This window comes from Singulisphaera photorubra, from assembly GCF_045290345.1.
Classification (GTDB): Bacteria; Planctomycetota; Planctomycetia; order Isosphaerales; family Isosphaeraceae; genus Singulisphaera.
The window spans coordinates 2367704-2384635 of the sequence record NZ_CP155447.1; the positions used below are offsets into that span (position 1 = coordinate 2367704).

15 protein-coding genes are annotated in these 16932 nt (G+C 61.0%); all 15 read left to right on the top strand.

Annotation, left to right across the window (positions count from 1 at the left end):
- Window positions 1-134 precede the first annotated feature (134 nt).
- The 15 genes from V5E97_RS09135 to V5E97_RS09205 all read left to right on the top strand — a co-directional run bounded on the left by V5E97_RS09135 (window position 135) and on the right by V5E97_RS09205 (window position 16309).
- A complete protein-coding gene (locus V5E97_RS09135) occupies window positions 135-1031 on the top strand; it encodes a class I SAM-dependent methyltransferase (protein WP_406699014.1) in 897 nt (298 codons plus the stop codon).
- Window positions 1032-1148: 117 nt separating this feature from the next.
- Window positions 1149-2138 (top strand): UDP-glucose 4-epimerase GalE, encoded by a 990-nt coding sequence (gene galE, locus V5E97_RS09140; protein ID WP_406699015.1) that lies wholly within the window; start codon window positions 1149-1151, stop codon window positions 2136-2138.
- 234 nt (window positions 2139-2372) lie between these two features.
- Window positions 2373-3428: a glycosyltransferase family 4 protein gene (locus tag V5E97_RS09145; RefSeq protein WP_406699016.1), complete on the top strand. Its 1056-nt coding sequence runs from the start codon at window positions 2373-2375 to the stop codon at window positions 3426-3428.
- Window positions 3429-3735: 307 nt separating this feature from the next.
- Window positions 3736-4899, top strand: coding sequence for a DegT/DnrJ/EryC1/StrS family aminotransferase (locus tag V5E97_RS09150; protein WP_406699017.1), 1164 nt, complete (start codon window positions 3736-3738; stop codon window positions 4897-4899).
- Between the two features lie 252 nt (window positions 4900-5151).
- Window positions 5152-5844 carry a class I SAM-dependent methyltransferase gene (locus V5E97_RS09155; protein WP_406699018.1) on the top strand — a complete coding sequence of 231 codons (693 nt, stop codon included), beginning with the start codon at window positions 5152-5154 and terminating at the stop codon, window positions 5842-5844.
- A 168-nt stretch (window positions 5845-6012) separates the two neighbouring features.
- A complete protein-coding gene (locus V5E97_RS09160; protein ID WP_406699019.1) occupies window positions 6013-6603 on the top strand; it encodes a sugar transferase in 591 nt (196 codons plus the stop codon).
- On the top strand, window positions 6575-7537 hold the full coding sequence (locus V5E97_RS09165) for a methionyl-tRNA formyltransferase (protein ID WP_406699020.1): 963 nt from the start codon (window positions 6575-6577) through the stop codon (window positions 7535-7537). Before V5E97_RS09160 ends, V5E97_RS09165 begins: the two co-directional genes overlap by 29 nt.
- Complete coding sequence (locus V5E97_RS09170) at window positions 7534-8202, top strand: PIG-L deacetylase family protein (RefSeq protein WP_406699021.1); 669 nt, start codon at window positions 7534-7536, stop codon at window positions 8200-8202. Before V5E97_RS09165 ends, V5E97_RS09170 begins: the two co-directional genes overlap by 4 nt.
- A gap of 88 nt (window positions 8203-8290) precedes the next feature.
- Window positions 8291-9334 carry an ATP-grasp domain-containing protein gene (locus V5E97_RS09175; RefSeq protein WP_406699022.1) on the top strand — a complete coding sequence of 348 codons (1044 nt, stop codon included), beginning with the start codon at window positions 8291-8293 and terminating at the stop codon, window positions 9332-9334.
- A complete protein-coding gene (locus V5E97_RS09180) occupies window positions 9271-9942 on the top strand; it encodes an HAD family hydrolase (protein ID WP_406699023.1) in 672 nt (223 codons plus the stop codon). Before V5E97_RS09175 ends, V5E97_RS09180 begins: the two co-directional genes overlap by 64 nt.
- 82 nt (window positions 9943-10024) lie before the next feature.
- Window positions 10025-11062, top strand: coding sequence for a polysaccharide biosynthesis protein (locus V5E97_RS09185; RefSeq protein ID WP_406699024.1), 1038 nt, complete (start codon window positions 10025-10027; stop codon window positions 11060-11062).
- A gap of 68 nt (window positions 11063-11130) precedes the next feature.
- Window positions 11131-12267, top strand: a complete 1137-nt coding sequence (locus V5E97_RS09190) for a polysaccharide biosynthesis C-terminal domain-containing protein (protein ID WP_406699025.1) — start codon at window positions 11131-11133, stop codon at window positions 12265-12267.
- 53 nt (window positions 12268-12320) lie between these two features.
- Complete coding sequence (locus tag V5E97_RS09195; RefSeq protein ID WP_406701142.1) at window positions 12321-13385, top strand: UDP-N-acetyl glucosamine 2-epimerase; 1065 nt, start codon at window positions 12321-12323, stop codon at window positions 13383-13385.
- Window positions 13386-14160: 775 nt separating this feature from the next.
- Window positions 14161-15015, top strand: a complete 855-nt coding sequence (locus V5E97_RS09200) for an FkbM family methyltransferase (RefSeq protein ID WP_406699026.1) — start codon at window positions 14161-14163, stop codon at window positions 15013-15015.
- 76 nt (window positions 15016-15091) lie between these two features.
- Entirely contained in the window at window positions 15092-16309 is a 1218-nt protein-coding gene (locus V5E97_RS09205) for a glycosyltransferase family 4 protein (protein ID WP_406699027.1), read from the top strand.
- Window positions 16310-16932: the final 623 nt, after the last annotated feature.

The window sequence follows — 16932 nt, forward strand, 5'->3', positions numbered from 1 at the left end:
CCTGACCAAGCAGCGACTCAGGCTCAGTCCCGACGACCGATCAACCTGACTTTCTCGAATGTCGATAAGGCCCTCTATGGGGGGGCCGATCATTTCCGTTCCTCAAACCATTGATTCATCTCGGGAGCCTGGAAATGGGCCGAGTTCAATTTGTTTTACCCGTGGTGCTGAAACGCCTCAGCGGCCAAGATCAGAATTGTCCCCATTGCGGGGCGTCGGAGACGGTACGAGTCGGGACGAAGTACCTGATCGTGCAGCTCCGCAAATGCACCCAATGCGAACTTCTCTTTCGCTGGCCCAAGGATTTTGCCGAAGACAATCGAAAGTTTTATTCGGGACTCTATCGCGAGGACAACGGGGTCACGACCAACCTTCCCTCGCCCGTTGAACTCGCGGAAATGCGCCAGACCAAGTTCGCGGGCACGGATCGGGATGCCACCGAGAGGCTCGCGCTTCTCAAACAGTTGAAAAGCTCGGGGCGTTTGCTCGATTACGGGGCATCTTGGGGCTACACGACGTGGCAGTTTGCCCAGGCCGGATACGACGTTGTCGGGTTCGAGATCGATCAAGATCGAGCGGCGTACGGTCGAGACAACCTTGGTGTCCCGATGATCGTCGAGCCGGCCGAATTGGCCAAGCTGCCGGAAGGCAGTTTTGATCTGATCTACACGAGTCATGTTCTCGAGCACCTCCCCGACTTGCGGCAGACGTTTGATCTCTTTCACCATCTGCTGCGTCCGGGCGGCGTTTTGGCGATTTACGTGCCGAATGCGACCGGAATCGATCGCCCCGAGATCTTCGGCCGTAAGAAGATTTTCGGCTTCGGCGAGAAGCACACCATGGCGTTTACGGTCGAGTTCTTTGAACGGAATCTCGAGGCCCATGGGTTCACCAAGGTGCGGGTCGATACCACGCCGCTTGCTCCCCTTGACCAGCCTCGCCCGCTCACAAAAGATCTGATCGGACCGCTCACGGATGAGCTGCTGGGAAGCATGGAGTTGGTGGCGATCGCTTATAAGCCCGATCATTGAATCGACGGGTTCACGACGGCCTCGGCGCGCTGGCCGTCGGCCGGAAGGTCTCGGTGGTCATCGACGGCTCGCCGTCTGGCGTCATATTTTCGCTCGCTCTGGCTTAGAGATCACGTTATGTCGATTCTTGTTGTCGGCGGCGCGGGTTATATCGGCAGTCACACCGTTCGCGAACTCGAGAAGGCTGGGCACGACGTCTGGGTTTTCGACAATCTGAGCCAGGGACATGCTCAGGCCGTACGGGGCGACCGCTTGATCCAGGGCGACCTCCTCGACCGAGCGGCGCTCGACGAGGCGCTGCGCGGCCGGGGCATCGACGCGGTGATGCACTTCGCGGCATTCGCGTCGGTTCCCGAGAGTGTCGCTCAGCCGGCGAAATACTACCGCAACAACGTGGTCGGCACCCTCAACCTGCTCGACGCGATGCACGCCGCGGGGGTGAGCCGCATCGTGTTCTCGAGCACCTCCGCCGTCTACGGTGTCCCTGACGTGATACCGATCACCGAAGGGAGCCCGACCCAGCCGATCAATCCCTATGGCTTCACCAAGCTGGCCATCGAACGGGCGCTGGCCGATTACTCACAGGCATACGGTCTAGGTTACGCGGTCCTCCGCTACTTCAACGCCTGCGGCGCCTCGAGCGATGCGACGATTGGCGAAGATCACACCCCCGAGACCCACCTGATCCCAATCATCCTGCAAGTCGCGCTCGGCCAGCGTGAGAGCCTCTCGATCTTCGGCGACGACTACCCCACGCCTGACGGCACCTGCATCCGCGACTACATCCACGTCGAAGACCTGGCCGACGCCCACGTACGTGCCCTGGCGAAGATCGAACCGGGCCGAGGGCTGACCTACAACGTCGGCACAGGCGTCGGCGCCAGCGTCCGCGGCGTGCTGGACGCCGCCTTGCGAATCACGGGTCGGCCGATCCCGGCGGTCGTCTTCCCCCGCCGTCCCGGCGATCCGCCCGCGCTGGTCGCTTCCTCCGATGCCATTCAGCGCGACCTGGGCTGGTCGCCCAAGTACGCGAAGATCGAGGACGCCGTGGCCTCGGCCTGGAAGTGGCATACCACCCACCTTCGTGGTTACTCCTCGCGATCGTGATCGGTTGCTCAAGTGCGGCCAATCTACCGGCCAGGCTGAGGTCCGGTCGTCCACGCTCCCAGCCGCGAAACGCTGAATCCTCTCGCTGGCCGGAACCGTTACATAGGACTGTTTGTTGTTGGATGTCTGGATCGTGTGCAACGTTTTGGGAACTAAGAAAATGTGGATCCCATGCTCGGTTTCGAACGCCGTACTGAATGGTCCATTCGATGAAGTGGGGGACTGAGAATTGCTATGAAGATTACCTATTTCGTAAGAAAACCCGTACGGAACGTTAATTTCAGTCTCGAGAAATCATTCGAGACCTCGCAACTCTATCTACCACCCGACATGCATCCCACGACGGTGGTCAGCCGGTTCATGTCGAGGGGGCTGTGGAAGCGAATTTATAACATCATCGAGGCTGCGTTCCGTCAGGGCGATGTGAACCATATCACCGGCGACATCCATTTTCTGGCTCTGCTCCTTCGCAAGCGGAAGACGGTCTTGACGGTTCTTGATTGTGTGTTCGAGTCGAGACATGCTGGACTGAAGAAGTTAATGTTTCTATGGATATGGTATGTGATTCCGGTTCGCAGAGTGGCCCTGGTCACGGCGATTTCGGAGTTTACCAAGGATCGACTCGTCCACCTGACGCATTGCGACCCCGATAAGGTTCACGTGGTCCCGATCTGCATCACGACCGCGTTCCGCCGCATCGACAAACCGTTCAACCGTTCGTGTCCCACGATCCTCGCTATCGGGACGACGGAGAACAAGAATCTTAGCCGACTTGTCGAGGCGCTGGCGGGGATCTCGTGCCGGCTCCAGATCATCGGCGTCCTCACCACCGAGCAGCGAGCGCTCCTTGAGGCCAGCGGGATCGACTACCGCAACGCGTACGGCGTCAGCGAGGACGTCTTGATCCAGTATTACGGCGAGTGTGACGTGCTCGCCTTCGTCTCGACATACGAGGGCTTCGGGATGCCGATCATTGAGGCGAATACGATCGGTCGCCCGGTGGTCACCAGCAAGGTCGCCTCGATGCCCGAGGTTGCGGGGGACGCGGCGCACCTGGTCGATCCGTTCGATGTGGCCTCGATCCGGGAAGGCCTGCTCAAGGTCATCAATGATGCACCTTACCGGGAGACTCTCGTACAGAACGGGTTCCGGAATTGCCTGCGGTTTCGGCCCGAAGAAGTGGCTCGGCTGTACGCCGAACTCTATCGATCGTTGGCAGCCGCTCCGGTCCGGTCGCCCGAGACGCTGGCCTCGGCTTCCGTCGGTGAGCGGAGTGTCACGGGCGGCTGATTCATTTTTTTGGGGGGAGTTCCGTGCTCCGTCCTGAGTTTGGATCAATTTTCGTCGGGGCGGATGCGTTGGGTCCCTCCCCTCGTCGTTCTGCCTTCGCGCCGAGGTCAGAGACTCGAGCCACCCGGATGCGAGCGACTCGTCTGGGTAAACCGGTCTAGTTTCAGGGCTTGTGAACGTGATCGCGTTGTTGATCTTGCAGAATGGCGTTAAGATTTGACGCTCGCCGTGACCGTGGAGAGTGCCGATCGTTGCGCTCCCCGATGGTGGGCCGTCCGGGTCCTGGCGAGGATTGAGGAAGGATCAAATGATCTTGGCTAACGACGCAGCGAAGCTCCGTGTGCCCATGTCCCAGCCGTCGATCGACGAAGACGACATTGCCGCCGTGCTTGCGGTGCTGCGGACTCCGTATCTCAGCATGGGGCCGAAGGTCCGTGAATTCGAGCAGGCGATGGCCGAGTATATCGGGGTCGCCGAGGGGGTCGCGGTCAACAGTGGTACGAGTGGGCTTCACCTTTGCATGGAGGCGGAGGGAATCGGCCCGGGTGACGAGGTCATCACGACTCCGTTCAGCTTTGTCGCTTCGGCCAACTGCGTGCTCTACCAAGGGGCGCGGCCGGTCTTCGCCGACATCGATCCGGTCACCCTCAACATCGACCCCGAGGCCGTCGAGGCCCGAATCACGAAGCAGACCCGGGCAATCATCGCGGTTGATGTCTTCGGCCAACCGGCGGCGGTGGAGGCCCTGGTCGATATCGCGCGGCGGCACTCCCTCACCCTTTTTCAGGATTCCTGCGAGGCGATTGGGGCAGAGCGGAACGGAGTGCGGATCGGTTCCCAGGGCAGGGCGGCGGTGTTCGCATTCTATCCCAACAAGCAGATGACGACCGGCGAAGGCGGGATGGTCGTCACTGATGACCTGGATTACGCCAAGGTGCTCCGCAGTCTTTGCAACCAGGGACGCGACGAGAGCGGGACTTGGATGAACCACATCCGGTTGGGCTACAATTACCGTCTTGACGAAATGAGCGCGGCGTTGGGGCTTTCGCAAACGCGTCGGCTCGATCAAATCCTGGATCGCCGCGAACGCGTCGCCATGCGATATACCGAGCGGCTCCGCCACGTGGAAGGCATTTCGACCCCTGTGGTGGCGCCCGAAACCACGCGGATGAGCTGGTTCGTCTATGTGGTCCGACTCGATGAGAAGGTGGATCGAACCCGGCTGATCGCGGATCTGGAGCAGGACGGAGTCACGAGCCGCCCTTATTTCGTCCCGCTCCACCTCCAGCCACTCTACCGGCAGCGGTTCGGTCACCAGCCGGGGGAGTATCCGGTCACCGAAAGAATCGCTCAGTCCACGCTCGCATTACCGTTCTTCACCGACATGACCGATACCCAGATTGACTACGTGTGCACAAGGTTGCAAAAGCGGATCGCGTTGACGCGAGATCGATCCAAGGTGGCGCTTTGAGGGATTCCGGATCGTTTTCCCCCATGGGGCTAGGACTCGGGAGATGTCGTTCTGGAGTGGGCATCGGCCGTGATTGGTTGACTCGCTTGGGCGGGCTGCTAATCTGATCGACGGTCGGCACGTGGTCTTCGTCGATCTCGCTCAAGGCGGTTTGCATACGGTCGATTTCACGCGGAACTGGTGCGGGTTTCAAGCCGGCCGCCGCTTTCGCTCGTCTCTGGTGGTGTCGAGTCAGTAGCCAACGGGGGAACGATGGCCAACCTGCTCCAGAGCTTGAGATGGAAGTTCGTCCGAACCATCTACGCGTCGCACAACGACTCGGCGCCGGTTCAGGACGCAATCCGGCGTTGTCTCGGTGAGTTGCAGGATGGGGATATCGGGTTGAACGTGGGGGCCGGCACGACCCGACTCCACCAGGCGATCATCAACTACGACCTGCTGCCGGGTCCTGCGATTGACTGCACGGGACGTGCCGAGCGGCTGCCGTTCGCCGACAACAGCTTCTCGGTCGTGATCTCGCAAGAAACGCTGGAGCACGTCGCGGACCCCTTTGAGGCGGTGCGCGAGATCTGCCGGACCATGCGGCCGGGCGGTGTCTTCTACTGTCAGGTTCCGTTCGTGATCGGCTACCACCCGGGACCGACCGACTACTGGCGGTTCACCAAGGAAGGGATCCAGAGGCTTGTCGAGCAGGGCGGGTTATTGTGCGAGAGTGTGGCGGTCACGGTCGGACCCGGCACGGGCTTCTATCGGATCCTGGTCGAATTCTTCGCGACGGTCCTCTCTCGTCCGTTTCCCCGCGTCTATCTCTACGTGAAGGGGGCGCTCGCCTTGTTCTTCTACCCGGTCAAGTGGCTCGATGGTGTCCTCTATAACGGCAAGCAGGTGGATCGGATCGCGGGCGGATACTATGCCATCGCGAGGAAGCTCCCGTCGCCCGAATGAGGCGAGGTCCTGCTGGTCTTGCGGCGGAGAACCACCGGCCCGCGGTTGCTCCGGGGAGCAAGTGAGAACAAGGCATCCACCGACCGGTTTCCCGGTCTTTCTTTTTTTTCTTTCTTGATGTTATCAACCGTGAATGGCTTATTATTCGTAAAGCGATGCTTTGACCTCGTGGTCGCTGCCGCACTCGGCCTGGTCGTTGCGCCGTTGCTGATCGTCGTGGCCCTGGCGATCTACGCCCAGGATCGAGGGCCGATCTTTTTCAGGCAGCGGCGGGTCGGCATGGGGTTCGTGGAATTCGATCTGTTGAAGCTCAGGAGCATGTGGCTCAACGACGTACCGGCCGAATCGGTGGGGACGGTCCGTGGGGATCACGCCCTGGTCACACCGATCGGTCGGATCATCCGCCGGCTCAAGATCGACGAGTTGCCGCAGATCTGGAACGTGCTTCGGGGCGACATGAGCCTTGTCGGCCCTCGGCCGATGATCCCTGGCCCGGTGGAACGCTACGACGCATTCGAACGGCGGCGGCTCGCGGTCCGACCGGGGATGACGGGCTGGGCCCAGGTCAATGGCAACACCGAGCTAACCTGGCCCGAGCGGATCGCCCTGGACGTCTGGTACGTCGACCACTGGAGCCCTGGTTTCGACCTGAAGATCCTGGTGAAGACGCTCGGCGTCATCGTTCGTGGCGAACATTCCAACCGTGATGCTCTGGAGCGAGCCAACGCCTATGCGAATCATTCTCGTCGGAGCGGTTGATAGCACGCGGATCGCCCTCGAAACGTTGGTCCGGGGAGGGACGCCGCCGGTGGCCCTGGTCACACTGCCCCGGTCCCTCAGCGGGCGTCATTCCGACTTCGTCGACTTCCATCCGATCACGGCGGCGCTAGGCGTTCCGCTGGTGGAGGTCCGGAACGTGAATGACGCTTCGGCGATCGCCAAGATGCGTGCGCTGGAGCCGGACTATTGCATGGTGATCGGCTGGTCCCAGATCTGCGGGGAGGAATTTCGCGGGCTGCCGCGACTCGGCTGCGTGGGATACCACCCCGCCCCTTTGCCGCAGGACAGGGGGCGTGCGGTCATTCCCTGGACCATCCTCCAGAACCGGGCCGAGACAGGATCGACCTTGTTCTGGCTCGACGAGGGGGTCGACTCGGGAGACATCCTGATTCAAGAGCGCTATCCCGTCAGCCCGACCGAGACGGCGGCCACGCTCTATCAGACGCATCTCGATGCCCTTGAACGTCTCATGGAAGGGATGATGACGCAGCTCCGGGCAGGGAAAGCCCCGCGCGTCGTCCAGGATCATCACCTCGCCAATTATTGTGCCAAGCGAACGGCGGATGATGGTTGGATCGACTGGACCCAGCCCGCGACCGACGTCTGGCGACTCATCCGCGCGGTGGGCAAGCCGTATCCGGGCGCCTTCACGCTCCGGAAGGAGCAGCGACTGACCGTCTGGGAGGCCGATTACGTCGGCCAGGCGCCCTATGTGGGACTTCCGGGCCAGGTCCAGGCGATCGACGCTTCGGGGGTCTTGGTCCAGTGCGGCGACCGGAACCATGTCCGCCTGGTGCAGGTCGCCTACGAAGGAAATGACGTGGCGGCGAACGAACTGCTGAAGAATCACGAGAAGCTCGGCCTGGATTGGGCCAAGTGGGCCGTCACGATTGCGCGGAGGCTGTCGGAATGAAGAAACGTGTGCTGGTGATTGCCCCTCATCCCGACGACGAGGTGTTGGGGGCCGGCGGCGTGATGGCGCGGTTTGCCGCCGAAGGCGCGGACGTCTTTGTCGCGGTCGTCACCAAGGGGGGGCCGCCCCTGTTCACCGAAGATTTCGTCGAACAAGCCCGGCGCGAGGCGAAGGAGGCGCACCAGATCCTCGGAGTCAAGGAAACGCGATTCCTCGACCTCCCCGCCGCGGGCCTGGATAGCATCCCCCACCGCACGGTCAACGCTGCCCTGGTCGACGTGGTGAAAGAGTTCGAGCCCGACCTGCTCTTCATTCCGTTCAACGGCGACATCCACCTTGATCATCAACTGATCTTTCTTTCATCCCTGGTGGCGGTGCGGCCCGGCAGTACACTCCGGAAGATCGGGATCTACGCGTATGAGACACTCTCCGAGACCAACTGGAACGCCCCCTACATCACTCCGAGCTTCGTGCCGAACACTTTCTTTGACATCACGGAGTATCTGGATCTCAAGATGGCGGCCATGAAGGCCTTCTCCTCGCAGGTCAAGCCGTTCCCTAACGAACGATCGCTGGAGACCCTCAGGGCCCTGGCCATGCTCCGAGGCAGTACCGTCGGAGCCCACGCGGCCGAGGCGTTCGTTCTGATCCGGGCGGTCAGTTGAGGCGAGCCCGACGTGACGGACCTGAGTTGGCGAGGACGGGCGACCCGAAGGCCAGGCCCCTTGAATCCGTGAGGAGCGAGCGCCCGCGATGACCGATGACTTCAATATCCTGTTCGTTTGTGCCGGACGCCGGGTCGCTTTGATCCGCCTCTTCCGCCGCGCCCTCGAGACTCTTGGCCTGCGAGGCAAGCTCCTCACGGCCGACCTCCAGGGAGCGGCCTCGGCCCACTTCGCCGGCGATGGACCCGAGTATATCCCCCGCATCTCCGACCCCCACTTCATCGATCGGCTGAAGGAGATTTGCCGACGCCGGCAGGTCCGCCTGGTCGTCCCCTTGATCGACACCGTGCTTGGCACGCTGGCCGACCACCGGGATGAGTTCCAAGCCTTCGGTACGACCTTGCTCGTCTCCTCGCCCGAAGTGGCCGGCCTCTGCCTGGATAAGCGGGTGACTTACGAGTTCTTTCGGCGCAAGGGAATCCCGACGCCCGCGATCCTCGATCCCCAGGCGATCCTCGCCGATCCCAGGGCCGACTATCCGTTTCTCCTGAAGCCGGCCACGGGGAGTTCGAGCCAGGGTGTCACGCGGATCGAGAACGCCCGGCAACTGGAGTTCTTCCTGGACTACATCAAGAATCCGATCGTTCAGGAGTTGATCACCGGTCAGGAGTACACGCTCGACATTCTCGCCGATGCCCAGGGCAAGGTCCGTTGCGTCGTCCCTCGGCTCCGGATCGAGACCCGCGCCGGCGAGATCAGCAAGGGTTTGACGGTCAAGAATGAGACGCTGATCGACGCGGGGCGGCGGGTCGTCGAGGCGCTTCCGGGTGCCGTCGGTTGTATCACCGTGCAAGGCTTTCTCACTCCCAGCGGGGAGATCAAATTCATCGAGATCAATCCACGCTTCGGAGGAGGCTTCCCGCTCTCCGCCGAGGCGGGGGCCGACTTCCCGCGCTGGATCATCGAGATGGAACTGGGCCGGGATCCCGCAATCGCGCTCGATGCCTGGCGGGATGGAGTCGTTATGCTTCGGTATGATGATGCAATCTATACTAACCCGGAATGTTTATGCGACGACTTTTGGTCTTCGACCTCGACGACACCCTCTACCCCGAGCGATCGTTCGTCCTGAGCGGGTTCCGTGCGTCGAGCGACTGGCTGGAGGCCCGGCACTCGGTCTCTGGCTTCTACGATCAGGCGGCCGGTTTGTTTGAGGAGGGGCTCCGAGGGACGATCTTCAACGAGGCCCTGGCCCGTGTCGGGCTCGCCGCCGAGGACGCGATGGTCAAGTCGCTGATCGAGGTCTATCGCGGCCACGCTCCGCGGATCGCCCTGCACGAGGATGCTGTCTGGGCACTTGACCACTTCGGTGCCAAGTTGGCGCTGGGTCTGTTGACCGACGGGTATGCGGCGACCCAGCGGAACAAGGTGGCGGCCCTGGACATCGCCGGCCGGTTCCAGACGATCGTCTATACGGACGATCTGGGTCGGGAACGCTGGAAGCCGAGTCCGGCGCCCTACCTCAAAATCATGGAGGCGACCGGGCGTTCGGGGGTCGAATGCATCTATGTGGCCGACAATCCGCTCAAGGATTTCGTGGCCCCCAACGCGCTTGGCTGGATGACCGTGCAGGTGCTCAGGGACGGGGGCGAGTACGCGAACGTGGTCGCGAGCGAAGGCCACCAGGCGCAACATCGTGTGACCGATCTCTATCGGCTCGAGCAGCTCATCTGCGTGTGATCTCTCGCTTGAGCGGGGATGGTTTCAAGAGCGGTGCTGGCATCCCATTTGTGTTGAAGTCGGCCCTGAATGGAGGAGATTCGTGTTCTCGGACAAAGTGCTTCTGATCACCGGGGGAACGGGCTCCTTCGGGAACGCCGTGCTCCAACGGTTCCTCAAGACCGACATCGCCCAGATCCGCGTCTTCAGCCGTGACGAGAAGAAGCAGGATGAGATGCGGCACCAGTACCGCGACGAGAAGCTGAAGTTCTACATCGGCGACGTCCGCGATCCGAGCAGCATCCGCGACGCGATGGAGGGGGTCGATTACGTCTTCCACGCCGCTGCGCTCAAGCAGGTCCCTTCCTGCGAGTTCTATCCCATGGAGGCGGTGCGGACGAACGTGATTGGTGCCGATCATGTGATCACGGCTGCCATCCAGTCCGGCGTCAAGAACGTGATCGTGCTCAGTACCGATAAGGCGGCCTATCCGATCAACGCGATGGGGATGTCGAAGGGCCTGATGGAGAAGGTGGCCATCTCCCGCGCACGGGTCGGTGCCGAAAAGGGTTGCACGCTCTGCGTGACCCGTTACGGCAATGTGATGGCCTCGCGGGGATCAGTGATCCCCTTGTTTGTGGATCAGCTTCGCCAGGGCCTGCCATTGACGTTGACCGACCCGAAGATGACCCGGTTCATGATGTCGCTGGATGACGCCGTCGACCTGGTGCTCTATGCGTTTCAGAATGCCGGGCCGGGTGACCTCTTCGTGCAGAAGGCGGCCTCGGCCACCATCAGTACGCTGGCCGAGGCCGTGAAGCGGATCTTCAAGGCCGACAACCCGATCCAGGTGATCGGCACCCGCCACGGCGAGAAGCAGTACGAGACCTTGATGACACGCGAGGAGCTCGTCCGTGCGGTCGACCTGGGCGACTACTTCCGGGTTCCCGCCGATGTCCGCGACCTCAACTACGCCCAGTACTTCTCCGAAGGGGAGAGCCGCGTGTCCGCGATCGAGGACTATCATTCACACAACGCCGGCCTGCTCGACGTCGAGGGCATGATCGCGTTGCTCTTGAAGCTGCCCTACATCCAGCAGGAACTGGCCCGGCCGATCCATGCGCCCGGCCGGTCAGGCTGAGGCAGAGGCGCGGCACTCACGCGGGTTGTGGAACTAGGGATCGCTCAAAAGGCGGGAGAAGTCCGACCGTGAAGACCGTTCTCATCACCGGCGCCGGCGGGTTCGTCGGTCGCAACCTCGTGGCGCGATTGAAGCACCGCGAAGACGTCACCCTGATCGCGGTTCATCGTGAGACCGCCGAGGCCGAGCTTCGCGACGGCTTGGCTCGCGCCGACGTCATCGTTCACCTGGCCGGCGTGAACCGGCCGGAGACGCCGGACGAGTTTGAGACGGGCAATGCAGGGTACACCGAGACGCTCTGTCGGCTCCTCCGCGAGCTGGGCCGTCGTCCCAGGCTGATCGTCAGCTCCTCGATTCAGGCCGAGTTCGACAATCCGTACGGTCTCAGCAAGCGGCGCTCCGAGGAAATCGTTGCGCAATTCGCCCGCGAGACCGGGGCCGAGGTTGCCGTCTTCCGTCTCAAGAACGTTTTCGGTAAATGGTGTCGGCCGAACTACAATTCCGTGGTCGCCACGTTCTGCCACAATATCGCCCACGACCTGCCGATCCAGGTCAACGACCCGGACCGGGCAGTCGAGCTCGTCTTTGTCGACGACGTGGTGGCCGCGATCCTGAACGAGATGGACCAGCCGGGACCACGAGCCGGTGTCATCGTGACGCCCGACCCGATCCCGTCTCACACCATTTCCCTCGGCGACCTCGCCGACCGGATTCGCTCGTTTCACGCGATGCAGCCGACGCTCCGTGTCCCCGACTTCTCGCTCCGATTCAATCAGCAGCTCTACGCGACCTATCTTTCTTACGTCGATCCGAGGCGCTGGGAGTACGGGCTCGAGATCAAGAGCGACAACCGAGGGAACCTGGCGGAGTTCATCAAGTCCCCCTGGTTCGGCCAGATCTTCATCTCGCGGACGCATCCGGGGATCACCCGGGGGAACCACTTTCATCACACGAAGACCGAGAAGTTCCTTGTGATCGCGGGCGAAGGGCTCATCAAGTTCCGTCACGTTGAACGCGATGAGGTCATCGAGCACCGGGTACGGGGCGAGGATTACCGGGTCGTCGAGATCCCCCCTGGTTACACGCACTCGATCACGAACGTCGGCGCGACCGAGATGATCACTTTGTTCTGGGCTAGCGAGATTTTCGATCCGGAGCGGCCGGACACGTACTTTGTTTCCGTCGATCAGCGAGGCGCATCGTGAAGGTCGCTACCATCGTCGGGACCCGCCCCGAGATCATCCGACTGTCCCGCGTGATGGCCGCGCTCGACCGTTATGTCGAGCATGTCATCATTCATACGGGGCAGAATTATGACCACGAACTGAATCAAATCTTTTTCGATGAGCTGGAGATCCGCAATCCGGATCACTATCTCAACGCGGCCGGCGCGACTCCGGCCGAGACGATCGGCCTGGTGATCGCCAAGGTTGATGCGGTGCTCCGCGAGATCCGGCCCGATGCGATCCTGATCCTCGGCGATACCAACTCCTGCCTGGGCGCCATCTCGGCGAAGCGACAGAAGATCCCGGTCTTCCACATGGAGGCGGGGAACCGCTGCTTCGACCAGCGGGTGCCCGAGGAGATCAACCGGAAGATCGTGGACCACATCGCCGATATCAACCTCCCCTACAGCGAGATCTCCCGCGATTACCTGATCCGCGAAGGGTTGCCCCCCGATCGGACGATCAAGACGGGGAGTCCGATGTACGAGGTCCTACATCACTACCTGCCGAAGATCGAACGAAGTGATGTGTTGACCCGGCTCCGGCTGGACGAGGGCAAGTACTTCGTGGTGAGCTGCCACCGCGAGGAAAATATCGACTTTCCCGACCAGTTCGCCAAGTTCATTCGCGTCCTCAACGGGCTCGCCGAGACGTATGGGCAACCTGTGATCGTCTCGACCCACCCCCGGACCCGGAAACGGATGGAGGCCGAAGACGTGCAAGTTCACGCCTCGGTCCAGCTCCTCAAGCCGCTCGGCCTCTGCGACTACGTCCACTTGCAGAAGCACGCCAAGGCGACGCTCAGCGACAGCGGGACGATCAGCGAGGAATCCTCGATCCTCAACTTCCCGGCGCTCAATATTCGCAATGCCCACGAGCGTCCCGAAGGAATGGAAGAGGCCGCCGTCATGATGACGGGCCTGGAATGGGACCTGATCCGCGAGGCGCTCAAAATTCTCGAGCACCAACCGCGAGGCGAGACCCGTGCTCTGCGAATCGTGCGAGACTACGACGTGCCGAACGTTTCCGAAAAGGTCGTCCGGATCATCATGAGCTACACGAACTACGTCAAACGCACCGTCTGGCACGAGATTTGATTGCATGCTCAATGCTCCTGCGCAGGGCTGAAAAGCCGATGCCTCTCGACATTGCGCCAGGGCCGTGCATGCAGGCGTTGATGCGACGGCCAGTTTCCGAAATAAATCAACGATCCGCGACTGGGCGAAAATCGCGCTGGATTTCCGGGCCGGCCGTGCGACTGCAAACTAACCCGTTGCGGAAACCGCAAGAATCCTCGTTTCTTTGGCTCTGTCGCAGATCGTTGAAAAAAAGGGTCTGAGAACAAGGGCACGATGCCGCCCTGTGATCGCGCTGAGTTGTTGGTCAGTCTCGGGACGTTGTCGACTTTACGCCAGAGCCGACGCGGAAAGGGGGATCGTTGGCGCGAAGGCCGCTCGGGACCGGAGACACGAGCTTGAGCTTCTCAGGTCACCGGCCGATCAGGGGCCACTGGCTGAGCATGGTCGGACCTTCGATTCAAGAGTTTGGGAGCATGCTCGAGGGGGGGCGTGGCGGATTGTATCGGTCTTTGCCGTTGCACCTGGCTCATCGCGAGTGGCTCTCCTCTGCACCGAGCGACAGGCTGGGAACGACGGGCGATCGGGTTTCGCTGCTGTCGTGGACCTGGCGTCCTCGAGGTTATTGTCGGCTTACAGTGAGAGGGGGCAGGCCGTTTGGCGGTCTGCCCCGTGTTTTGCGCCTGACCGGCGATTCCGCCGGTCCGTCTCTCACTGGTGGGGTATTCAACTCGACGGGAATGAGCACCAGTTCTCCGACCATCGTCGACGCGTGGTCGAACTCCGAGGCCCCGACATGCTCAAGGCAATCGTCCAGTCGCTCCGAAGCTCTTTGCTCGTCCGTCGCATCGTCCTTCCCATTCTTTCCAAGGTGGGACGTGGCGACATCACGATCAAGCACCACTACACTGGTGATCCCGTCCGGCTCGATCGGTTCAAGCATCGGAACTACTGGTGCTCTGGAAAGGACCGCGAACGCACGACGATGGAACTGTTTCGGCGGATCCTCCGCCCAGGCGACGTTGGTTATGATGTGGGAGCCAACATCGGTTACATCAGCCTTTACATGATGAGCCTGGTGGGAGAGCAGGGGCGGCTCTACGCGTTCGAACCCGACCCGAGCAATTTGATCTATCTGCGGGAAAACCTCGGGAAGAAGGCCCAGGCGTTTATCGTCGAAGCCGGCGTGGCGGCCGAGCCGGGGAGCTTGGAATTGTATGCTGAGGATTTGACCGGCCAGAACAGCAGTTTCATCAAAGATTTCGAAATGCTCAAGGACAACGCGGCCGCGGCGCGCATGCAACCGAAAATCAGTGCGATCGCCGTCGATGTGATCACCCTGGATGGGGTCTTGAGTGAGACGCAAGCCATCCCGCGTTGCATCAAGATTGATGTCGAGGGCTTCGAGTTCGAGGTGCTCCTCGGGGCGGTCAACCTTCTGCGGGAGCACAGTCCCATTCTCCTTATTGAGGTTCATAACCAAAAAAAGAATCAAGTGAAGATCTTTGAATTTTTGCAGGAGGCTGGGTATCAGATTCATTGTGTCGATACTCTCGCCCGTTTGACCGATCCCGAGCAACTGAACTTGAACGTCCTCTGTCTTAAGCCGGGCAAGCATGACACGATCCTGGAGACGGTCGATCGGCATTGACTCGGTCCGTTTCGAAGCGATCAGTCTCTGAATTGCAAGGACGTGAGGCGCATCGTCTGGTACGAGAATTGATTTCATGCGAATCTTGATTTTAAGCCAATGGTTTCAGCCCGAGCCGATGTTGAAAGGGCTGCCGTTGGCGAAGGCCCTTCGCGATCGTGGGCACGAGGTCGAAGTCCTTACAGGGTTTCCGAATTACCCCGGTGGCAAGCTCTATCCGGGTTATCGGGTTCGCCCGATGCGCCGAGAAATGATGGACGGGATCCGCGTGAACCGGGTCGCTCTTTACCCGAGCCACGGCACCAGCGGACTTGGCCGCCTCCTCAATTATCTGAGTTTTGGCGCCAGCGCGGGCTTGATCGGTCCCTGGCTTGTCCGGAAGCCGGATGTCGTCTATGTCTACAACCTGATCACGCTCGGCTTCGCCGCCCGGCTGCTCCGCTGGTTCAGGGGGAGCAAGACCGTTCTCGACGTGCAGGACTTGTGGCCGGAATCGGTGGCCGGCTCCGGCATGGTGCGGAATCGCACGATCCTCGGCCTCCTCAATCGATGGTGTTGTGCGGTGTATCGCCGCTCCGATCGACTGATGGTCAACTCACCTGGTTTCAAGCGGAACCTCGTCGCTCGAGGGGTGGACGAGGATAAGATTGAAGTGATCTACAATTGGTACGATCAGTCGGAGGCGGAGCTTCCTCCTCCTGACCCGAACCTGGCGCGGGAGCTCGGGTTCAATGGACGTTTCAACATCGTATTTGCCGGGACAATGGGGCTATTGCAGGCCCTCGATCCGGTCATCGAGTGTGCCCGAAGGCTGAGCGACCGTAGGCCGGACGTCTTCTTCACGTTCGTCGGCGGCGGCGTCGAGGTGGACCGGCTGAAAGCTCTGGCGGGTGATCTCTCGAACGTGCAATTCCTGGCGCGTCGACCGCCGTCGGCCATGAGTGAGATCTATTCTCTGGCTGATGCCTTGCTTGTTCATCTGAAACTCGATCCGCTGTTCGCGATCACCATTCCGTCCAAGATTCAGGCCTATCTCTGCGCCGGGAAGCCAATCCTCTGCGGTGTGCCGGGGGACGCCGCAGACCTGGTCGGTCGAGCGCAGGCGGGAGTCGACTTTCTCCCGGAAGACTCCCAATCACTCGAGCAAGCGATTCTCAGACTGCTTGCCATGGAGCCGGCTGAGCGGCGGCAATTGGGAGCGAATGGCCGGGCCTACTACCAAGAGCATCTGAGCGTGCTCGAGGGTGTGCGCAGGATCGAATCGGTGTTCGCCGACGCCGTTGCCACGCCGTAAGCGGCGTCCATCGGCGCCGTTACGGACAAGGTGGGGAGCAAACGCTGATTGGGCTTCGCCGGGACCACGGGGCCTGGCGATTCCACGGAAAAGATCGATTCATCGAGGGGGGTAGGTCGTGCACGGCCTGCCCCCCTCTTTTTTTTTAACGACCCGATCTAGGGCTTGGAAGCCTCTCGCTACTCGTTCCCACGGAGGCCCGTGGGAACGAGGGGGATTCCTCGCTCAGTGGCGGATCGTTGCTTTTTTTGTGTCTCCTTGTCTGGCCCTTCCGTCAGATCCTCCACGGCGTGCTTGGTAATCGGGGACGAGGGGCCATAATCACACGGTTGTATAAAAAATGCTCGAATGCTTATCGGGATTTCAGTACGCTCGGCTGGCCGCGAGCCGAGCGACACCTTTCCGTACCCAGAGATATCATGGGTGATTGACTGCTTGAAATAATTTGGATATTGGTATTTGATTTGGCGTGGTCAAGCCAGGAACTTCTGCGAAAGCACGCGTCTCCGGCCCGATCTCAAGGAAACCCAACGTTCCGCGAACGATTTCGGTATAGTAGCTTGAGTGGCATCGTTCAGTTCAAGCTGTGAATGACCATCCTGAGGGATTTGATGTCAGTCGGC

Coding starts and splice junctions, on each gene's coding strand:
- V5E97_RS09135 (WP_406699014.1), top strand. CDS start 135: ATGGGCCGAGTTCAATTTGTTTTACCCGTGGTGCTGAAACGCCTCAGC.
- galE (WP_406699015.1), top strand. CDS start 1,149: ATGTCGATTCTTGTTGTCGGCGGCGCGGGTTATATCGGCAGTCACACC.
- V5E97_RS09145 (WP_406699016.1), top strand. CDS start 2,373: ATGAAGATTACCTATTTCGTAAGAAAACCCGTACGGAACGTTAATTTC.
- V5E97_RS09150 (WP_406699017.1), top strand. CDS start 3,736: ATGATCTTGGCTAACGACGCAGCGAAGCTCCGTGTGCCCATGTCCCAG.
- V5E97_RS09155 (WP_406699018.1), top strand. CDS start 5,152: ATGGCCAACCTGCTCCAGAGCTTGAGATGGAAGTTCGTCCGAACCATC.
- V5E97_RS09165 (WP_406699020.1), top strand. CDS start 6,575: ATGCGAATCATTCTCGTCGGAGCGGTTGATAGCACGCGGATCGCCCTC.
- V5E97_RS09170 (WP_406699021.1), top strand. CDS start 7,534: ATGAAGAAACGTGTGCTGGTGATTGCCCCTCATCCCGACGACGAGGTG.
- V5E97_RS09175 (WP_406699022.1), top strand. CDS start 8,291: ATGACCGATGACTTCAATATCCTGTTCGTTTGTGCCGGACGCCGGGTC.
- V5E97_RS09180 (WP_406699023.1), top strand. CDS start 9,271: ATGCGACGACTTTTGGTCTTCGACCTCGACGACACCCTCTACCCCGAG.
- V5E97_RS09195 (WP_406701142.1), top strand. CDS start 12,321: ATGGCCGCGCTCGACCGTTATGTCGAGCATGTCATCATTCATACGGGG.
- V5E97_RS09200 (WP_406699026.1), top strand. CDS start 14,161: ATGCTCAAGGCAATCGTCCAGTCGCTCCGAAGCTCTTTGCTCGTCCGT.
- V5E97_RS09205 (WP_406699027.1), top strand. CDS start 15,092: ATGCGAATCTTGATTTTAAGCCAATGGTTTCAGCCCGAGCCGATGTTG.